At 44.4% G+C, this 19,083-nt stretch carries 17 protein-coding genes; 7 read left to right on the forward strand and 10 right to left on the reverse strand.

What is annotated here, in order from left to right; all coding sequences use genetic code 11:
- Positions 1-74 precede the first annotated feature (74 nt).
- From F7D20_RS00380 to F7D20_RS00390, 3 genes are read right to left on the reverse strand one after another with little or no spacing between them, the layout of a single operon-like run.
- Positions 75-260: a DUF4250 domain-containing protein gene (locus F7D20_RS00380; protein WP_022251908.1), complete on the reverse strand. Its 186-nt coding sequence runs from the start codon at positions 258-260 to the stop codon at positions 75-77.
- 33 nt (positions 261-293) lie between these two features.
- Complete coding sequence (gene uvrA / locus F7D20_RS00385; protein WP_158462303.1) at positions 294-3,119, reverse strand: excinuclease ABC subunit UvrA; 2,826 nt, start codon at positions 3,117-3,119, stop codon at positions 294-296.
- Positions 3,119-3,829 (reverse strand): gliding motility-associated C-terminal domain-containing protein, encoded by a 711-nt coding sequence (locus tag F7D20_RS00390; protein ID WP_158462304.1) that lies wholly within the window; start codon positions 3,827-3,829, stop codon positions 3,119-3,121. Before F7D20_RS00390 ends, uvrA begins: the two co-directional genes overlap by 1 nt.
- 128 nt (positions 3,830-3,957) lie before the next feature.
- Here F7D20_RS00390 and F7D20_RS00395 point away from each other — a divergent pair, with 128 nt between their 5' ends.
- From F7D20_RS00395 to F7D20_RS00410, 4 genes are all read left to right on the forward strand, one after another.
- Positions 3,958-5,325, forward strand: coding sequence for an amino acid ABC transporter substrate-binding protein (locus F7D20_RS00395; protein WP_158462305.1), 1,368 nt, complete (start codon positions 3,958-3,960; stop codon positions 5,323-5,325).
- A 54-nt stretch (positions 5,326-5,379) separates the two neighbouring features.
- Positions 5,380-6,141 carry a porin family protein gene (locus F7D20_RS00400; protein WP_158462306.1) on the forward strand — a complete coding sequence of 254 codons (762 nt, stop codon included), beginning with the start codon at positions 5,380-5,382 and terminating at the stop codon, positions 6,139-6,141.
- A gap of 93 nt (positions 6,142-6,234) precedes the next feature.
- Positions 6,235-7,614, forward strand: a complete 1,380-nt coding sequence (locus F7D20_RS00405) for an MFS transporter (RefSeq protein WP_158462307.1) — start codon at positions 6,235-6,237, stop codon at positions 7,612-7,614.
- A gap of 98 nt (positions 7,615-7,712) precedes the next feature.
- A complete protein-coding gene (locus F7D20_RS00410; RefSeq protein WP_158462308.1) occupies positions 7,713-8,387 on the forward strand; it encodes a hypothetical protein in 675 nt (224 codons plus the stop codon).
- Positions 8,388-8,575: 188 nt separating this feature from the next.
- On the opposite strand, the gene F7D20_RS00415 is transcribed toward F7D20_RS00410, so the two are convergent.
- Positions 8,576-9,451: a sigma-70 family RNA polymerase sigma factor gene (locus F7D20_RS00415; protein WP_022251900.1), complete on the reverse strand. Its 876-nt coding sequence runs from the start codon at positions 9,449-9,451 to the stop codon at positions 8,576-8,578.
- A gap of 333 nt (positions 9,452-9,784) precedes the next feature.
- On the opposite strand from F7D20_RS00415, the gene F7D20_RS00420 reads away from it, so the two are divergent.
- Both F7D20_RS00420 and F7D20_RS00425 read left to right on the forward strand, forming a co-directional pair.
- Positions 9,785-11,311, forward strand: a complete 1,527-nt coding sequence (locus F7D20_RS00420) for a peptide MFS transporter (protein WP_158462309.1) — start codon at positions 9,785-9,787, stop codon at positions 11,309-11,311.
- Positions 11,312-11,438: 127 nt separating this feature from the next.
- Positions 11,439-11,663 carry a hypothetical protein gene (locus F7D20_RS00425; RefSeq protein WP_158462310.1) on the forward strand — a complete coding sequence of 75 codons (225 nt, stop codon included), beginning with the start codon at positions 11,439-11,441 and terminating at the stop codon, positions 11,661-11,663.
- 204 nt (positions 11,664-11,867) lie between these two features.
- Here the strand turns inward: F7D20_RS00425 and F7D20_RS00430 are convergent, their stop codons facing one another.
- On the reverse strand, positions 11,868-14,033 hold the full coding sequence (locus F7D20_RS00430; RefSeq protein ID WP_158462311.1) for a S9 family peptidase: 2,166 nt from the start codon (positions 14,031-14,033) through the stop codon (positions 11,868-11,870).
- Between the two features lie 381 nt (positions 14,034-14,414).
- On the opposite strand from F7D20_RS00430, the gene F7D20_RS00435 reads away from it, so the two are divergent.
- Complete coding sequence (locus tag F7D20_RS00435; protein ID WP_158462312.1) at positions 14,415-15,053, forward strand: hypothetical protein; 639 nt, start codon at positions 14,415-14,417, stop codon at positions 15,051-15,053.
- 7 nt (positions 15,054-15,060) lie between these two features.
- On the opposite strand, the gene F7D20_RS00440 is transcribed toward F7D20_RS00435, so the two are convergent.
- The 5 genes from F7D20_RS00440 to F7D20_RS00460 form a co-directional block, all read right to left on the reverse strand.
- Positions 15,061-16,839, reverse strand: coding sequence for an ATP-binding protein (locus F7D20_RS00440; RefSeq protein WP_228114054.1), 1,779 nt, complete (start codon positions 16,837-16,839; stop codon positions 15,061-15,063).
- Positions 16,840-17,017: 178 nt separating this feature from the next.
- Positions 17,018-17,611: a hypothetical protein gene (locus F7D20_RS00445; protein ID WP_158462313.1), complete on the reverse strand. Its 594-nt coding sequence runs from the start codon at positions 17,609-17,611 to the stop codon at positions 17,018-17,020.
- Positions 17,612-17,630: 19 nt separating this feature from the next.
- Complete coding sequence (locus F7D20_RS00450; RefSeq protein WP_158462314.1) at positions 17,631-18,038, reverse strand: hypothetical protein; 408 nt, start codon at positions 18,036-18,038, stop codon at positions 17,631-17,633.
- Positions 18,031-18,690 (reverse strand): hypothetical protein, encoded by a 660-nt coding sequence (locus F7D20_RS00455; protein WP_158462315.1) that lies wholly within the window; start codon positions 18,688-18,690, stop codon positions 18,031-18,033. The genes F7D20_RS00450 and F7D20_RS00455 overlap by 8 nt, the downstream gene beginning before the upstream one ends.
- Before the next feature lie 9 nt (positions 18,691-18,699).
- Complete coding sequence (locus F7D20_RS00460) at positions 18,700-19,083, reverse strand: hypothetical protein (protein WP_158462316.1); 384 nt, start codon at positions 19,081-19,083, stop codon at positions 18,700-18,702.

The following is a 19,083-nucleotide window of genomic DNA, read 5'->3' on the forward strand; positions in this document are numbered from 1 at the left end:
AGGAAAGATGAAAAAATAAAAAAGGGTGCGTCACAGACTTATGACACACCCTCATGATTTTGTAATCGTTGCTTTTACCAAAATTTCTTTTGTTCTTCCGACCATTCGAAGCCTTGAGTAGCCATCTTGGCTTCCAGTTCTTTTCTGTCAACATTGAAGTGATAGCAAATCTGGTCAAGTGTTTCGAATTCGTGATCTCGAAGCAAAAAATTAATGGCACTCACAAGCATGGGAATGTCATTGAGAGGTAATTTATCCATTTTCTTAAGTGTTTATAGTGTTGTGTTGAATGTTTATTTCAGTTCCTCTGCCAGGAAGCGTGGAGTATATCCTTTCTTACTCTTTGCCACTTTCTCGGGAGTACCGGCACATAGCAATGTTCCTCCGCCACGGCCTCCTTCGGGGCCCATGTCAATGATGTAGTCTGCCAATTTGATAACATCGAGGTTATGCTCTATGATAATGACCGTGTTGCCGCGGTCTACCAATTTTTGCAGCACATTCATCAGAATGCGGATATCTTCGAAGTGAAGGCCCGTGGTAGGCTCGTCAAGAATATAGAGTGTCTTGCCAGTGTCGCGTTTTGACAACTCTGTAGCTAACTTGACACGTTGACTCTCACCACCAGAGAGGGTGGTGGAACTTTGTCCTAACTTGATGTACCCTAATCCTACGTCCTGCAAAGCCTTAATCTTCTGCAATATCTGTGGTACGGCCTCGAAGAACTCTACCGCCTGATTGATGGTCATGTCGAGTACATCGGCGATACTCTTACCCTTGTAACGAACCTCTAATGTCTCGCGGTTGTATCGTTTGCCATGGCAAACCTCGCAGGGAACGTACACATCCGGCAGGAAGTTCATTTCTATCGTCTTGTAACCATTGCCGCCACAGGCTTCGCATCGTCCACCTTTTACATTGAAGGAGAAACGTCCAGGCTTATATCCTCTTATCTTGGCCTCGGGAAGTCCAACGAAAAGCGAGCGTATGTCGCTGAACACGCCAGTATAGGTAGCAGGATTGCTGCGTGGGGTTCGTCCTATGGGGCTTTGGTCTACATTTACCACCTTGTCAATATTCTCGATACCCTCAATGCTGTCGTAAGGCATGGGCTGTTTGAGCGAGCGATAGAAGTGATGGGATAGGATGGGCTGCAGTGTCTCATTGATGAGTGTTGACTTGCCAGAACCGCTTACGCCTGTTACGACAATCAGATTGCCCAAAGGAAATTCTACGTCTACATTTTTCAGGTTGTTGCCCTTGGCACCATGTATGATGATGCTCTTGCCGTTACCCTTACGACGATGGGCAGGCAACTCGATAGCCATTTCGTGGTTGAGATATTGTGCAGTAATGGTATGGGTCTTGAGCATCTGTGCAGGAGTGCCCTGGAAGACCACCTCGCCTCCCTTGCGACCAGCCTTAGGCCCGATATCTACAATATAGTCGGCAGCCAGCATCATGTCGCGGTCGTGCTCTACCACAATGACGGTATTGCCCAAGTCACGCAATTCTTTCAGACTGTTGATGAGTCTTTCGTTATCGCGTTGGTGAAGACCTATACTTGGCTCATCGAGGATATAGAGCACATTGACCAATTGGCTTCCAATCTGTGTGGCAAGACGTATACGCTGACTTTCACCTCCCGAGAGAGAAGCCGACTGACGGTTGAGTGACAGATAGTTGAGTCCTACGTCAAGAAGAAAGGTGACACGTGAGCGCAGTTCTTTGATAATCTCATGAGCCACTTTGGCCTTCATAGGTGGCAGGTGCGTCTCTACTTGGTCGAGCCAGTCGCGCAGTTCATCTATGTCGAGGTTAGCTACTTCTGATATGTTTTTGTCCCATATCCTGAAAGAGAGCGACTCGCGTTTGAGTCGTTGTCCCTTACATTCAGGACATACAACGGTGGATATAAACTGGTCAGCCCACTTCTTTCCAGCCGAGCTGTCGTCGTTCTCCATCACCATGCGCAGGTATTCGGTCACACCTTCGTAATCGCAGAAATAGTCGGAGGAGGTATGTACCTTCTCTTTGGCAATCTTTACCTTCTCAAGTGAGCCGTTCAGTATTTCCTGCATGGCATCGTCAGGAATATCCTTGATAGGTGTCTTTAGTTTGAGATCATACTTGTCGAGTACAGCCTCAATCTGCCAGAATATCATCTGATTTTTGTATTTGCCTAATGGAGCAATGCCACCTTCGTAGATGCTCAGGCTGTTGTCGGGAATCACCTTCTCCATGTCTATTTGGTCTACCTTGCCTAATCCCTTGCAGTGGGGGCAGGCACCTTCGGGCGAGTTGAATGAGAACATATTGGGCGCAGGATCCTGATATGCTATACCCGTGATGGGATCCATAAGTCGCTTGGAGAAATTCTTTGCCTCGAGTGTGTCTTTGTCTATGACCATCACCATGCCTTCTCCCTGTTTCATAGCAGTAGCTACGCTTTTGCGCAATCGTTCCTCGTCTTCAGCTCTGACGGCAAGTTTGTCTATGACGACTTCTATGTTGTGATTCTTATATCGGTCGACCTTCATGCCTCGTGTGAGTTCGAGTATCTCTCCGTCTACGCGGATATTGAGATAGCCCTTGCGTCTCATGCTTTCGAAAAGTTCACGATAGTGCCCTTTGCGCTGTCGCACTAAAGGGGCAAGCAGGAAGATTCGTCTCCCTGCATAGTGGTTGAGTATCATATCGATGACTTGCTCCTCAGTGTATTTCACCATTTCCTCACCGCTCTGGTAGCTGTAGGCTGTTCCTGCACGAGCATATAGCAGACGCAGATAGTCGTATATTTCGGTTGTGGTACCTACCGTGGAACGTGGATTTTTGTTGGTGGTCTTCTGTTCGATACTGATGACAGGGCTAAGACCAGTAATCTTGTCTACATCGGGTCGCTCCATGCTGCCTAAGAAGTTACGGGCATAGGCAGAGAAAGTCTCTATATAGCGACGCTGACCTTCGGCGAATATTGTGTCGAAGGCCAAGGATGACTTGCCCGATCCTGATAGACCAGTGATGACGGTGAGTGAGTTGCGGGGAATCTCTACGTCTATATTCTTGAGGTTATGAACGCGGGCTCCCCACACATTTATCTTTTCTTCTTCTGATTGCATTATTGTCCTGAATTCGTTTGGTTTTCGATGTAACCTCTCAGCAGGTTGACATCACGCTTGATATTGTATTCTTTTCCATCGGCTCCTTTTGCCTTGACAAGGCAGAAGTAGACTCCATCCTTAACCGGCTTGCCCTTGTAGGTGCCATCCCAACCGTCGGCAGGGTCGCGCCATTCGAAAAGTTTTTGTCCCCAGCGGTTGAAGATGTAGCCATGAAACTCTATAAGACTCTGATATCCCGATTTGGCTTTATAGATGTCATTGATACCGTCTCCATTGGGACTGAAGGCATTGGGCATCTGTAGCTGACTTTCTGAGATGGTGACCGTAACGGGAGAATCGTCGGTGAGAAACTCCTGCACCTCGCCATCTTTCGTAAACTTTGCGTAGAGCACGATACGATGAGTTCCGCTCTGAGTAAACTCGAGTTCGGTGTCCTGCTCATACCTTATTATATAGGGAGTCTCCTCGGCATCGTGATAGATGCGCCATTCGTAATAGCCATCCCAGCCAGTCGTGTTCTCGGGGTTGGCCACACATGATGCTTTGACAGGGGCAGAACCCGTATAGGCAAGGTCAGTACTTGTCTCTCCTTCACTGTTGGTGAACGTCACAACTGGATTGACGGTTGGATAGTCGTCTGCCCAGAGTGTTATGACCGGCACGAGGAGTGCCCATAACAGAAATGTGTATCGGGTGTTCAATCTCATATCTTAAATGTCGTTTTTGCCTTGTGAGGCGTTATTTTGTGCAAAGATACTAAAAAGATGAGACATGAATATGGCTGGTTGAGAGTTTTTTTGTATTTTTGCACATGAATAACCAAAATATCGACGTTATGAGACTAAAATTAAGATATCTGTTGCTCGTTTTGGGCTTGATGTTGAGTTCTGTCATGTTGGCGCAGAGCATTAAATGGCGCGACATCTATACGGTGAAGAAGAAGGATACCATCTTCAGTATTGCTAAGAAGTATGGATTGAGTCTGCCAGAACTGATGGATGCCAATCCAGAGATGAAACAGGAAGGATATGTATTGAAGAAGGGTGATACCCTCTTTATTCCTTACGAAAAAAACACCCAGGGGACTCAGACAGTTGTTGCTGGTAAGAACTTGAAAGCTGCCCAGCAGGTAACTGCTGTCCAAACCGCAAGTGCTGTGAAGGTAGGGGTTATGTTGCCTCTTCATGATGTAGACGGTGATGGCAGACGAATGGTGGAGTATTATCGAGGCATCCTGATGGCTTGTGAAACATTGAAGCAGAAGGGCATTTCTACAGATATACATGCCTGGAACGTGCCTATTGATGCCGATATCCGTACCACGCTTTTACAGGAAGGTGCCAACAAGTGCGATGTGATATTCGGCCCTCTCTATTCCAAGCAGGTGAGTGCGTTGGCAGGATTCTGTAAGACCTATGGCATCAAGATGGTGATACCTTTCTCTATAACTGGCGATGATGTGGAGCGCAACAAGGAAATATTCCAAGTATATCAGAGCCCGGAGCAGCTCAACGAGGCTACTATCCAGGCTTTCCTGAAACGTTTCCCAAGTGCCCATCCCATCTTCGTAGACTGTAATGACAGTACTTCACGTAAGGGAAACTTTACTTTCGGACTTCGTAAAGAACTGGAACGCAGAAAGATCAACTACAGCATTACCAATGTGAACAGCTCTATCGATCAGTTTGCCAAGGCTTTTGCTCCTTCAGTCCGCAATGTGGTGGTACTCAATACTGGACGTTCGCCACAGCTTACAGCCGTACTCAACAAGTTGGATGAACTGGATGCTAAATATCCAGGAGCCGTGGTGTCGCTCTTCGGTTATACAGAGTGGCTGATGTATGCCAAGTACAATCTCGACCGTTTCTATAAGTACGATACATACATTCCTTCTACTTTCTACTATAATGCCAACTCTGCACGTACTTTGCAGTTGGAGCGCAACTACAGCCGGTGGTTCCATGTGCCAATGATGATAGCACAGCCAAGCTTTGCTCTGACGGGTTACGACCATGCTATGTACTTCATACAGGGCATCAAGAAACAAGGTAGAAACTTTGCAGGAACTGGCAGTATAGCGGGTGAGCAGCCTGTGCAGACTCCACTTCGTTTCGTGAAAACCGCCAAGGGAGGTTATCGCAATCAGTTGTTGCAGTTGATACACTATACCTTCAATAGACAGATTGAGGCTGTGACATATTGATGAAGTCGCTTGTTGGCAAGTGAAAATAGACATGAACAGAAGAAATAAAGACCAATGAACATAAAACATATAATAGCGGTTGTGGCACTGAGTGTCTGCAGTCTTACAACGGTTCAGGCACAGATAGGCGAGCATCGTAGCGATTTTGCCATAGGTGCAAATGGTGGCTATGTGCTCAGCAAGGTGGGCTTTACTCCTACGGTGCAGCAAAAACAGCATGGCGGTATAACGGGCGGAGTGTCTTTGCGCTACGTATGCGAAAAATACTTCAAGACCATTTGCTCGGTTTATGCCGAGGTGAATTATGCCAAGGTGGGATGGACAGAAGACATACTTGACATAGAAAACAATGCCGTGCTGATCAGTGGAACGGGTGAGGCGCTGAAATATCAGCGTGACATTACTTATATACAGATACCAGTCTTTGCTCATCTGGCATGGGGAAGGGAGGAGCGTGGCTTCAACTTCTTTGTCAATTTAGGTCCGCAGATCGGAATTTATCTGAATGAAAGTACCACGACCAACTTCGATGAGACAACATCAACCGAAAACGACCGGGTAAGCAATATCACTGCTCAGTATGATATGCCTGTTGAAAAGAAACTCGATTATGGAATCGCTGCAGGTGCAGGTATGGAATACAGTATTCCCAAGGTGGGACATTTCCTGCTCGAAGGCCGTTACTATTATGGTTTAGGCAATATCTATGGTTCTTCAAAGAAGGATTACTTCGGAAAAAGTAACTTCGGACAGATAGTTGTAAAGGCTTCTTATCTCTTTGATATCACTCGTACCAAGAACGTGAAGAGAAAGTAACTTTCTATTGTCGGAAAGCAGCTCTTAAGTGTTACTTTACGGGCAGAACAATCCTTCTGGTGATGGTTATGGAAAAATTAGTAATAATATAAAATGAGTACAACAGAAAAAATTCAGATGAAATTGAGCGACTCTGTGTCCGCTCGCTGGACAGCCCTCTTCATCGTGAGCGTCACGATGATGTTCGGTTACTTTTTTACAGATGTGATGTCTCCACTTGAGCCTCTCTTGACAGCAGCCAAGGGGGCAGAGAACGGTCTCGGACTCGGATGGAGTTCGGATGAGTATGGCTTCTTCTCAGGTGCTTACGGATACTTCAATGTGTTCCTCCTGCTCCTCTTCTTCGGTGGTCTTATCCTCGATAAGTTCGGTATCCGTTTTACAGGTGTTCTCTCTACCGTCCTGATGTTTGGTGGAGCCTTGTTGAAATGGTATGCTGTAGGTCATGAGTTTGCCGGATCTGTAGCAGTACCATTCTTTGGTACTTATAGTACACAGGTAGTGATAGCCGCTCTTGGTTTCGCCATCTATGGCGTGGGCTGCGAGATCTGTGGTATCACAGTGAGCAAGGTCATCGTGAAATGGTTTACGGGTCATGAGTTGGCTCTGGCTATGGGAGTGCAGGTGGCTACGGCTCGTTTGGGAACTGCTGCTGCCTTAGGCTTTTCTCTTCCTTTTGCCAAGGAAATGGGCGGTGTGTCTGCTTCTGTTGCTTTGGGTGCAGTTTTGCTTTGTGCCGGAGTCTTGGTCTATTTGGTTTATTGCGTGATGGACAAGAAGGAGGATGCTTCAGCTGCTGCTGTAGCTACTGAGCCAGAAGAAGGTTTCAAGTTTTCAGACTTGGGGCGTCTTTTCAAGACTACAGGTTTCTGGTATGTGGCATTCCTTTGCCTGATGTTCTATGCAGGTGTATTCCCATTCCTGAAGTTTGCTACCAAGTTGATGATTTTCAAATATGGTGTTGATGCTAATGTGGCAGGTCTGATTCCTGCGATGTTGCCATTCGGTACCATCTTCCTTACACCGTTCTTCGGTAGTATATACGATAAGTATGGCAAGGGTGCCACGCTGATGATTATCGGCAGTTGCCTCCTTACGCTGGTACACGTAGTCTTTGCCCTGCCGCTCAATTCATGGGTGCTTGCCATCGTGATGATGCTCATCCTGGGCATCGCCTTTGGACTGGTACCTTCAGCCATGTGGCCATCCGTGCCAAAGATCATCCCAATGAAACTCTTAGGAACTGCATACGCCCTTATTTTCTATATTCAGAATATCGGACTGGCTCTTATTCCAGTATGGATTGGTAAGGTGAACCAGGCTAACACGGGTGCAAATGGTGTTATCGACTATACTGAGACGATGACCATCTTTGCTGGCTTTGGCGTGATTGCCATCGTCATCTCCTTCCTCCTTCTCTTGGAAGACAAGCGCAAGGGCTATGGTCTGCAGCAGCCTAATGTGAAGAAATAAATGAAGTGAAGAGTGAAGAACGAAGAGCGAAGAATTCGTTTGCTCTTTGTTCTTCCTAATCTTTGAAAGTATAATTCTAAAAAAGAAAGGAAACAACCATGAACGCTACACCAGAATCTTTAATTAAAGAGTATGCTGATCCTATAGAGCAGCAGGAGATAGACAAGTTTATCTGTGCCGAGATGGGACGCCAGATTCACCGCTATATCAAAGGTATGTCGGGCACCAAACAGGCTATGGTCAAGTTCGAGGAAAAACTGGCAAGTCTTTCAGTTCCCGAGAAAGAAAAGGCTATTGCCAAGTATATAGATTTGAATCGCAAGGCGTTGGACGGTCTGGATCTCAAGATGATTCTTGTGCGATCGGTGGCCAACTATTGTGATACATTTCAGTACATGCTTGATTTTGTCAACGACAAGCGAAAGATGGTGTTTTATTATCATCGCATCAAGGCAAAGTATATACAGTATCACGAGGTGATAGAGCAGGATGGTAAGTTCGGAATGAAAGACCACGAGGGCAATATGCTGCTTTCGCCCGTTTACGATTTCTTGCGTACCTGTTATATCTATAACGACGATCTGACAATCATGCCTGTCATAGCAGAGAAAGATGGTAAAATGGGACTCGTGATGCCTGATGGCAAGGATACGGTAGTAGCCGACTTCCTTTATGATGAGATTTGCCTTCGTGACGAATATCCATACTTCGAGGCTGTGAAGGATGGTGTTTCTGGATTGATTGACAAGGATGGAAACTTCTTGACAAAGTGAAGAGTAAAGAACGAAGAGTGAAAAATTCTCTTGCTTTTCTTCAATAGGGTTTGAAGACGAGAGAAAAATCAGATAAAGATAAGTAGCTCATAGCAACGAAGTAAAAAAGGGCAATCAGTTGGTTCATCCCAATCTGATTGCCCTTTCTCATTCAATATTACAAACTGAAATAGAATTCTTCACTTAATTTACCCAAGGTATTTCATCAAGATTTTGATCTTACCACTGTCGCGCAGCTTGATGATGCTCTTCTCACGTATCTGGCGTACACGCTCACGAGTAAGATTGAATTCGCTTCCTATTTCCTCCAGACCCTTTTCGTGACATCCAATACCATAGCAGTAGCAGAGGATCTTGCGTTCACGCTCCTTGAGAACGGTGCTGAGAACGCGCTGCAACTCCTGGCTCATAGATTCGAAATCAACATGCTTGTCTGTTCGGCTGTCATCGCCCGATGCCATTACGTCAACCATTGCATTGTCGTCATCATCACTACCGAATGGAGCATCAATACTCATGTGATGGTTGTCGGCCTTGATGGTCTGGTCGATTTTGGTTTCCTCCATCTTGGTAATCTGGCTCAATTCAGTTACTGATGGCTTGCGCTGGTTCTCCTGTTCGAACTTGCTGATTTCTGCCTGGATCTTACTCAGAGCTCCAACTTGGTTGAGGGGAAGGCGAACAATACGGCTCTGCTCAGCGATAGCCTGCAGAATGCTTTGACGAATCCACCATACTGCGTAGGAGATAAACTTAAAACCACGAGTCTCATCAAACTTCTCTGCAGCCTTCACCAAACCGATATTACCCTCATCAATCAAGTCGGTAAGACCCAGACCCTGATGTTGGTATTGCTTGGCAACAGATACAACAAATCGAAGATTGGCTTTTACCAATTTCTCCTTGGCACGCTCTCCCTCACGGCCTCCCTTGCGTATTTTCTGGGCAAGTTCTATCTCTTCATCGATAGAGACCATAGGTTCACGACCAATCTCTACCAGATATTTGTCGAGTGCTTCACTGGAGCGGTTGGTAATACTTTTACTGATCTTAAGTTGTCTCATAAATCTTCTTTTTACCTTGATGTTTTGTTCTAATGATACGTAGGAAAATCGCTATTCCTTGAATTCGGGTTGCAAAGTTACAAAAAAAATACAATATAATTAGCTTTTAAAGAGAAAAAGTTTGCATAACCATGTGTTTTTTAGCTACTTTAAGAAAGATGTAGGCTCTGTTTTCCTGCTTTTTGTATGCTCAAAAGGTTGAAGATCGATATAATGATGGCGCTTTTTAATGCATATTGTTTGTATATTCAAAGAAAATGTGTAACTTTGCAACCATATTATGTAAAAAACTTGAATCGAAAGAATCATTATAAATAAAACTAAAAAATAATTATGTTTGAGAATCAACCAAAAGGTCTGTGGGCCTTAGCTTTGGCTAACACGGGTGAGCGCTTTGGTTATTATACCATGCTCGCAGTGTTCTTACTCTATTTGCAGGCTAACTTCGGTTTTGAAACTGGATTGGCAAGTACTATTTACTCTACATTCTTGATGATGGTATATTTCTTGCCTATCATCGGAGGTATCGCAGCCGACAAGTTTGGCTTTGGTCGTATGGTTACTACGGGTATCTTCATTATGTTTATCGGTTATCTCGTGCTCTCACTCCCTCTTGGCAAAGACACTGTTGCTGTTGCCGCAATGGGCATTTCGCTTATCCTTATTGCTTTGGGAACAGGTCTGTTCAAGGGTAATCTGCAGGTGATGGTAGGTCGTCTCTACGACGAGCCACAGTACGCCAGCAATCGTGATTCCGGTTTCTCGCTCTTCTATATGGCTATCAATATCGGTGCCATGTTTGCACCTACTGCAGCCATCAAGATTATGAAGTGGGCGCAGGAGAGCCTGAGCGTTTCGGTGGAGGATTCATACCACTTTGCATTTGCCGTAGCATGTGCATCGCTTATTGTTAGTATTGCCATCTACTATGCTTTCAGCTTTACATACAAACACGTTCTTGCTTCTGAGAACAAGAATAAGGACGACAAGGCTCCTGTCAAGGAGGCTAACGAGCTTTCGAAGGCAGAAACCAAGGAGCGCATCGTCTGCCTCTGTTTGGTATTCGCGGTGGTAATCTTCTTCTGGATGGCTTTCCATCAGAACGGTAATACACTGACACTCTTTGCACGCGACTATACGCAGAAGACTTCAGAAGGTCTGCAGTCAATGGCATTCGATGTTACCAACCTCGTAGCTTGCATCTTTGTTGTTTACGGAAGCTTCGGTTTGGCACAGAGCAAAACAGGCAAGGGTAAAGGTATCTCACTTGGTATTATCGTTGCAGCCATCGCCTTCCTCTTCTACAAGTACACCAATCTTGAAGGTGCTGTAGATGTTGAGGCTCCTATCTTCCAGCAGTTCAATCCATGCTACGTAGTAGCTTTGACACCTGTGAGCGTAGCTTTGTTCTCATGGCTCAACAAGATAGGCAAGGAGCCAACATCTCCAGAGAAGATTGGTTTGGGTATGCTCGTTGCAGCTCTCGGTTTTGTATGGATGGCTGTAGGTTCAATGGGTCTGGAGCTTCCTTTGACACAGGGCGACCCTACTACCGAGGGTACACGTGTCAGTGCAAATCTCTTGATTTCTACCTATCTCATCCTTACCTTCGCTGAACTTCTGCTCTCTCCAATCGGTATCTCGTTTGTATCGAAGGTGGCACCTCCTAAGTATGCAGGTTTGATGATGGGTCTCTGGTTCGGTGCAACAGCTATCGGTAACCAGTTGGTTATGGTGCCAGGTATCATGTGGGGTCAGAACTTCAACCTCGTTATAATTTGGGGCGTTCTTGCAGGTATCTGCTTGGTCTCAGCTCTCTTCATCTTCTCTATCATCAAGAAGTTGAATCGCGTGAGCTAAATCGTATATAATCTTGCTTTGATACGTTCAAAGCAAGATTTTTTTTTATATTTCCTAAAAAACTCTTTTTTCTTTGTTTGTTTGAAAAGAAAGTTGTATTTTTGCTGTGTTTTAAATATAAAAGCGTATGACAGCTCGAGAAGATAAAGAAAAGTTAAGGTATAGCCGTGAGAACTTAAGTAAATTCTTCTATGATTTGGCTAAGGCAACTTTCACAGCTATGGTTGTGGGAGATGTAGTAACTATGTTTTTAAAGGAAGATGTAACAGCTACCGCAATTTGGCTCTTTGTTACTGGTTTAATTACCACCAGTTTGTTGTCTACGGTTGGGTATAGAATTTCTAAAATGTAAAGATATGGAAGCATTAATAATGACATTGGCTGGTACAGGAGTAGTGGCTTTGATACTGAATATCTGGTTGAGTACCAAATCTGGTAAAAAATGGCTTAAAAATCTATAAGGAAAAACGAGGTAACAGGTTACGCCTGATACCTCGTTTTTGTCTTGTTTTAAATGGAATTGGCTTTTGCCAATATCGTTTTTTCTTTCAAAAGATTATTTCTTCAGCCATTTGTCCAACCAGCCGAAGAAGGTACGTTGCCAGAGAATTCCGTTCTGTGGTTTCAATACCCAATGATTCTCGTCTGGGAAGATGAGCAGCTCGGCAGGAATGCCACGCAAACGAGCCGCATTGAAGGCTCCCATGCCTTGGTTTGCATTGATACGATAGTCTTTCTCGCCATGAATGCAGAGGATAGGAGTGTCCCACTTGTCTACAAACTTGTGAGGGCTGTTCTCGTATGTCTTCTTGGCGTTGACAGTCTGGTCTTTGTTCCAGTAAGCATCATCGTACTCCCAGTTGGAGAACCAAACCTCCTCAGTATCAGTATACATGCTTTCGAGGTTGAAAGCTCCATCGTGAGCAAGGAAAGCCTTGAAGCGCTTGTCGTGATGACCAGCCAGATAATATACAGAGAAACCTCCGAAGCTGGCGCCTACGCAACCCAGGCGGTCTTTGTCTACATAAGGCAGGTTGGCTGTAGCATCGTCGATGGCAGAAAGATAGTCGTTCATACACTGGCCTGTCCAGTCGCCTGATACTTCCTCGTTCCATTCGCTTCCGAAACCTGGCAGACCGCGACGGTTTGGTAATACTACGACATAGCCATTGGCTGCCATGATCTGGATGTTCCAACGATAGCTCCAGAACTGGCTGACAGGACTCTGAGGTCCGCCTTCGCAGAAGAGGAGGGTAGGATACTTTTTGCTGGCATCAAAGTTGGCAGGCAACATGATCCATACCAACATCTGTTTGCCATCGGTAGTCTTCACCCAGCGTTGTTCGCACTTGCCTAAGTTCAACTGGTTCAGGATGTGGTCGTTCTCACGGGTTATCTGTTCCACCTTGGTGGTCTTTGCGTTCTTGCCAGGTGTCACCATATAGATGTCGGTAGGATGGCTCATGCTTGCACGTGTGGCGAGAATCTTGTTGCCGTTATTGGCAAGCGAAACGCTTCCATAGTCAGCCCAGTCGTTGGTGATTTGTTTTACCTCACCCTTGAAGTTGGTCTGGTAAAGGTTCAATGTTCCGTGCCATACGCCTATAAAGGTAAGACTCTTGTTGTCCTTGTTCCATGTGAATCCCTCTACATTTGAGTCGAACTTCTCTGTTACGTAATTCTTCTTGCCAGTGGCGAGATCGTATACGCAGAGTCGGTTGCGGTCGCTCTCGTATCCGTCTCGTGCCATACTTTGCCATGCTATATACTTGCCATCAGCAGAGAACTGAGGATTGGTGTCATAGCCTGGATTGTTCTTCAAGTTTTCAGGGGCATTGACAGCCTGGTGCTTCATACTCTTGGTAGCATCTACCTTAGGCTCCACGTAGCCGGCTTCCTTGCAAAGGTTCTTCGTCTCGCGCGTACCTATATTATATAGATAGATATCAGAGTCGGTAGAGATAGCATACTGCAATCCCTCCTTCTTGCGACAAGTATAGGCGATGGTCTTAGAGTCAGGGCTCCAAGCCAGCTGCTCGATACCACCAAATGGTGCCATAGGGCACTCGTAAGGTTCGCCCTTCAGGATGTCTTCCCCCTCACTGACGGTTCCGTCTTCTGCCACTTCAGCTACAAAAGGATGAAGGATGCTCTCCACGTAGTGGTCCCAGTGGCGATAGTTCATGTCAGTAACGAGTCGGCCTGTAGCCAAAGGAAGGTCGGATGGATTTTCCTTAATGGTGCCGTGGTAGGGCAGTTCCTTGATGAGGATAACCTTCTTGCCGTCTGGCGAGAAACGGAATCCCTCGATACCGGCCTTGTCATGGGTGAGCTGTTTGCGGTCGGTTCCGTCTGGGTTCATGCTCCAGAGCTGTCCGTCGCGGATAAAGGCAATTCTCTTACCGTCAGCAATCCATGCGGCATCGCTCTCGCTCTTGGCATCAGTGGTGAGGGCCTTCTGGTTCTTTCCATTGGCATCCATGATGAAGAGCATCTGGTGACCCTTGTTCTCCTTGACGCTGTAGTAACCTACTTGGTACACGATTTGCTTGCCGTTGGGCGAAGCCTCGGCACCACCAATTCGCCCCATGGCCCATAGAGCCTCAGGCGTCATCAGGTGGTTCTCCACCTTGATGTTGTTCTTCTCAATCATTGTTTGTGCATTAGCCATAGTGCCACTCATCGTAAGTGTGGCAGCGGCTAAGATCATTGTTTTAATCATGTTTTTTTTATGTTGTTGTTTGATTTATCCCATATATGGTAATCATAGTGCAAAAATAATGATAATTTTCCAAAGCAGCAAGAAAGTTGTGCAAAATGTACCCATGGGCGGCATTTTATCGAATGATGAGGAGCGAATGTCATATTTGCGGAGAAAAAGTAACAAACTTAGGATAAAATTTGTTTTATTCCTTAATAAATTGTATTTTTGCCTTCGTATAATCTATGTTCTAAACTATCGAACTTAAGTTCGATAGTTTCGGACACAAGTTCGATAGTTTAGAACTTAAGTTCGATAGTTTAGAACATAACTTTATTGCGTGTTCAGAAACAATTTTAACCCATTATAATAACAAATATCAATATAGAAAGGAACAAAAACATGGCTAAGTACAAGTTGCAAGAGATGCCGGACGTGCATCATGATGGTAAGCGAAGGGTGTATCCCAAGATGATGATCAACCGTACCCTGTCGCGCAAGGAGTTTGTCGAGATGATGCATGATTATCATCGGGGCACGTCGCCCAGTATGGTAGAGGCTGTGTTGATAGATGTCGAGGACATGCTGGTGAGAATGCTCTCTATGGGATATAATGTCAATCTGGGCAATCTGGGTCATTATTCGCTCTCGTTAGAGTTCAAGGACGACAAGCCTGCCGAGATGCAAGACGAGGACGACAAGATGACTTATCGAAGGGTGGGCGTCAAGAACGTCAACTATAGGGCTGCGCCCGAGTTTGTCAAGGAAGTGAAGCTTGAGACTGACCAGTATTTAGAGCGGGACATGGGTGGTGTGAAACGAGTGTTGAAAAGCAATTACACCCGTGAGGAGCGCATTGCCCGAGCCTTGCAAGTGATAGAGAAAAATGGCTTTATCAGCCTTGACGACTATGCCCAGCTCAACAATATGAGTCGTACGGTAGCCTCCGAAGACCTGAAGGGGATTACCGACGACCCTCAGTCGCCCATCTGCTCGCACGGTCGCCACAGCCACAAGGTGTGGGTGAAGAGGGAGGCATGAACGGGAGTTACTGATTGTTGGTTACTTCTTCGCACACCACCATCTCTGTACCTCTGTAGATGACGACAATCTTGTGAAGTTGGGTCGTCTTCACGGCGGAAGTGACCACTTCGCTTTGAGCGTAGCGGTTCACTTGAGCCTCGGCTTCTTTGAAAAGCTGTTGGATGTGCGTATCAGTATCTTTCGATTTGGCGTACTTGAGTTCCACAATATAAGAGTGGGTCATGTCGCTATAGATGTCGAGAAGCGGACATAGGAAGATGTCAGCATATCCTTCCTGAGTATCTTTTTCGGAGATCGGACGATAGTACTGATTTTGGCAAGTCATGGCAAGCGTGAAGCCATGCACAAAATACTCCCCCTTCTGATGGTCTCGCTGGGAGGCGTATTTATGCAAGCTGTCGGCAATGTGCTGGAAGTATGCTCTCCATTTGCCATCATAAGCAAGATTGCTTGCCAACTCATTCTTTTCGTAGCTGTCGAATGAGAGGTCGTTTTCTTTGTAGGTATCGAGGAGATAAGTAAATAGCTGCTCGCGCACAACCTCGTTTGGAATTACAAATTTGGTCTTTCCTTTGTATGTTCCGTCGATGGTGACCATTCCGAAGTAAAACAATAGGCTGACGAAATTGTCGGGGTTGCCAATCAGCTCTGCAGGAAATCCCGACTTGAGTTCGCCCGTGATGTAACCTTGCTGCACCAGTTGCTGGATGATAGAGGCATCGTGGGCAAACTCCTTGTCTCTGCGGATGAGCATGCGGAGCTTGTTGTAGTCGGTGCGGATGTTTTCGTCTATCATGTGGTCGGGCACCTCACAATCATTGTTCACATAATTGTCGATGAAGTAAAGCACCATGTTGGAGTTGTACATCGTCACTTTGCCGAACTTCTTGAGTGCAAAGCAATAGTTGTCGTACCATGGCTTCATGATGGTTATCAATTCATCGATGGTATGGTTGAACTCGTATTGGGTGGAGTAGTATTCGAGCATGGCTCGTACTTCTTTCTCCGTGAATCCCGTCAGTTCATTGAATTGGGCACTCAGAGTGTAGTTGGTGCCAATGTTGAATCCACTGGTCAGGTCGTCTAATGTGACAGGGCTGACTCCTGTCACGAATACACGGGCGATGGTAGAATCCGTGCCAGCCTTGATCGTGTCGAAGAAAGTGCGCAAGTAGCCCTCGCCATGAGTTTCTTTGCGATATTTGTCCAGGCAATTGGGCTCGGCAAGAATCTTGTTGGTGAAATGGTCGTACTCGTCAATGAAGAGGAACACCTTGGCGTTGGTCTTCTCGCATTCACGGCACAAAAAGTTCAGTTGCTTGACCGCACCATCCAGTTGGTTCATACCTTCTTTGATGCCTTTTGGCAAATATTGTGCGTATACATCGCAGAAAAAATTAAAGGCTATACGACAATGGTCGTCTAATCCCTTTTTATAGTCTTTCAGTTCTGCATTTACTATTGCAAAGTTGAGCTTGATGACAAGATATTTGTTGTGCTCGGGTGTGGGATGTTGACCGATGTAGAGATGCCCGAAGAGCTTGTCGAAGATGTCTGCTCGATTAATGTCGTAGTAATGCTCAAGCATGGAGAGGGTGAGGCTCTTGCCGAATCGGCGAGGGCGGATGTAGAAGAAGAACTTGTTGGCTCTTTCAATTTTCTCCACGAATGGAGTCTTGTCGACATAGTAGCAGTCATCCTCTATGACGGCTTTGAAGTTCATCATGCCGTAAGGGATGCGCTTAGGATATTTTCGAATGCTCGTTGATTGGTTCTCTACCATATTTTTACACCTTTTTTATATTGTTCTGCAAAAATAAGGATAATTTTCCGAAATAACAAGAAACTTCTTCAAAAGATATTTTGAACATTATATCATGATTCACTTTTCTTTGTACTTTTGTGCAAAGAAAAGTGGCTCATGAGATATTGGCTATACACGGACAATCTCCCATGAGCCATTATAGTTCGTCATTAGCTGGTTTTATATTTTTCTGTGAATACGATAATTCCGTACCAATCATTATTTTCTTTGTCACTGTCTCGTATCTGTAGCAAGAAACCGCTGCTCTGACGTTATTCCTTCCGAAATAAAGAGTTTTTTCATAAATTGTTGTGTCTTTTGGTTGAACTGATGTTGGTAAATACTTATTCTCTATTGCATCCTTTATATAGTTGTAGTTTTGAATAGATTCAGCTTTATCAAGACTGCTATTCCTAAAATAAACTGCTTGTAGAACATCACCTTCTCTGTATATATCTAACATTTCCCATGTAAGCCCTCCAAATGTAAAATATTGGCTTTCGTGAAATCTAAAATGCAATGATTCATCTGTACTATATTCTTTGATAAAATAGAATCCATGTTTTTCCAAAGAATTAACTATTTGTTCTACACTTGTTGGAGTCCCCAACTTCAAATCATAGAAGGAATTTTGTACCTTTTCATTCCAAACGGTATCCAGTTCTTCTGTGTTAGAAGCAGTCTTATTACTACTACAAGAGCAAAGACAAACTCCTAACAACACACCAAAAAATAAAACTAATTTATTCATAATTACATTTAATAAAAAACTAATCAATATTCCAATAAGCACTGGGATCGCCTTCAAAGATAGTATCTATATCATCATCGGAGTATCCCATTTCATCTTGCGCATAAGAACCTCCATACCGTTCATATGTAGCTGGTTCTTCTTCCCATTCCTGCCAATCAGAATCGTCTACATAATCGGAAGTGTCTTGAAATTCATAATCCATCCCAACATGTTGCATAACTGTGTCTGTTATTGGAAAATTTGGAAATAATAACTTTATTTGCTCTAATGCTTGCAGACTCATTCCGAAATTATCAATATTATTTACACACCATATTAAATAAGTTGGGTCATCGGCCATGACATCACACAGAAGCTGATTTCTATGTTTGCCAAAGCCGAATGTATCACCTATATCAGAAAAATAACGATTAGAGCTATTCATCTTTTTTATTTGTATCTTCTGTTTTGTAAATATCCTCAGGGTCGAACAACGAATAACAAGGAAGTCCTGTTACGCTATTCGTATATGCGCACAAACACAAATAACGATTACTTATTACCGTATAACGACCAAAAGTCCTTGACAACACAAATTCTTCTGGTGATAGATTGTAGACTAGAAGACCGTCCTCATTTACACTTAGCCTATTAGGGGTATAATAAGGAGAAGTCTTCACCTGTCTAAGCAGATCTCTCGTTGTATATTCTAAGACTCTCTTTCTCTTGTCTTCAGGGTAGTCATCTCTTTCTACATTATGATAATAGCCAATAAAGCCTTTATTACCAAACGGAGTAAATAGTTTCCTTTGAATCAAACATTCCTCTCCCTCTTCTGCTAATCGAATCTTCTTCATAACAGGGTAAGTCATTTCAAACATAGGGAATTTTATTCGATATGGAGTAAAGATAACTTCACTATTTATATTTATTTGAGGTTTGTAAAAGTCAAGAGTGTCTAATTCATTGTAAGGAATAAAACCTATAAGAGTCATTGCTTGTTTGAAAGTAATGGAATAGACATTAACTTCTGCATCCATTTCTCCATTTTGCTGAAGAAGGCTGGCAATACTATTATTAGAAAGCAAATTATCCATACGCTTAAATTATTGTATATCAACAAATTGTCCATAAAACTCCACGATTCTAAGTGGTGATAACATCGCAAATCTGATGCAAGTCAAATTGTTGAAGATGTTACACACCAAAGGTTCATTAGGATCATTCCAACTAAATGAGTCTGGGATACGCCCGTATTGTATTCTATCTTCCAATATATCACCATTCTGAATGCCAAAAATTGGAAGTCCAAACCTCGTGTTAAGGTTAGCAGGAACTTCGTCCAACAAGCCTATTCCTAAAGTGGAGTCATTTAAAACTTTGGCAACTATAGTTGTATTTATGGCACCTTTATTGGTGCATACTCCATTAGAGTACTCTTCAAAACGGTTAGCTTTAAAAATAAAGTTCTTCTTATAGATTCTATTCAT

The organism is Segatella copri, from assembly GCF_009495355.1.
Taxonomy (GTDB): domain Bacteria; phylum Bacteroidota; class Bacteroidia; order Bacteroidales; family Bacteroidaceae; genus Prevotella.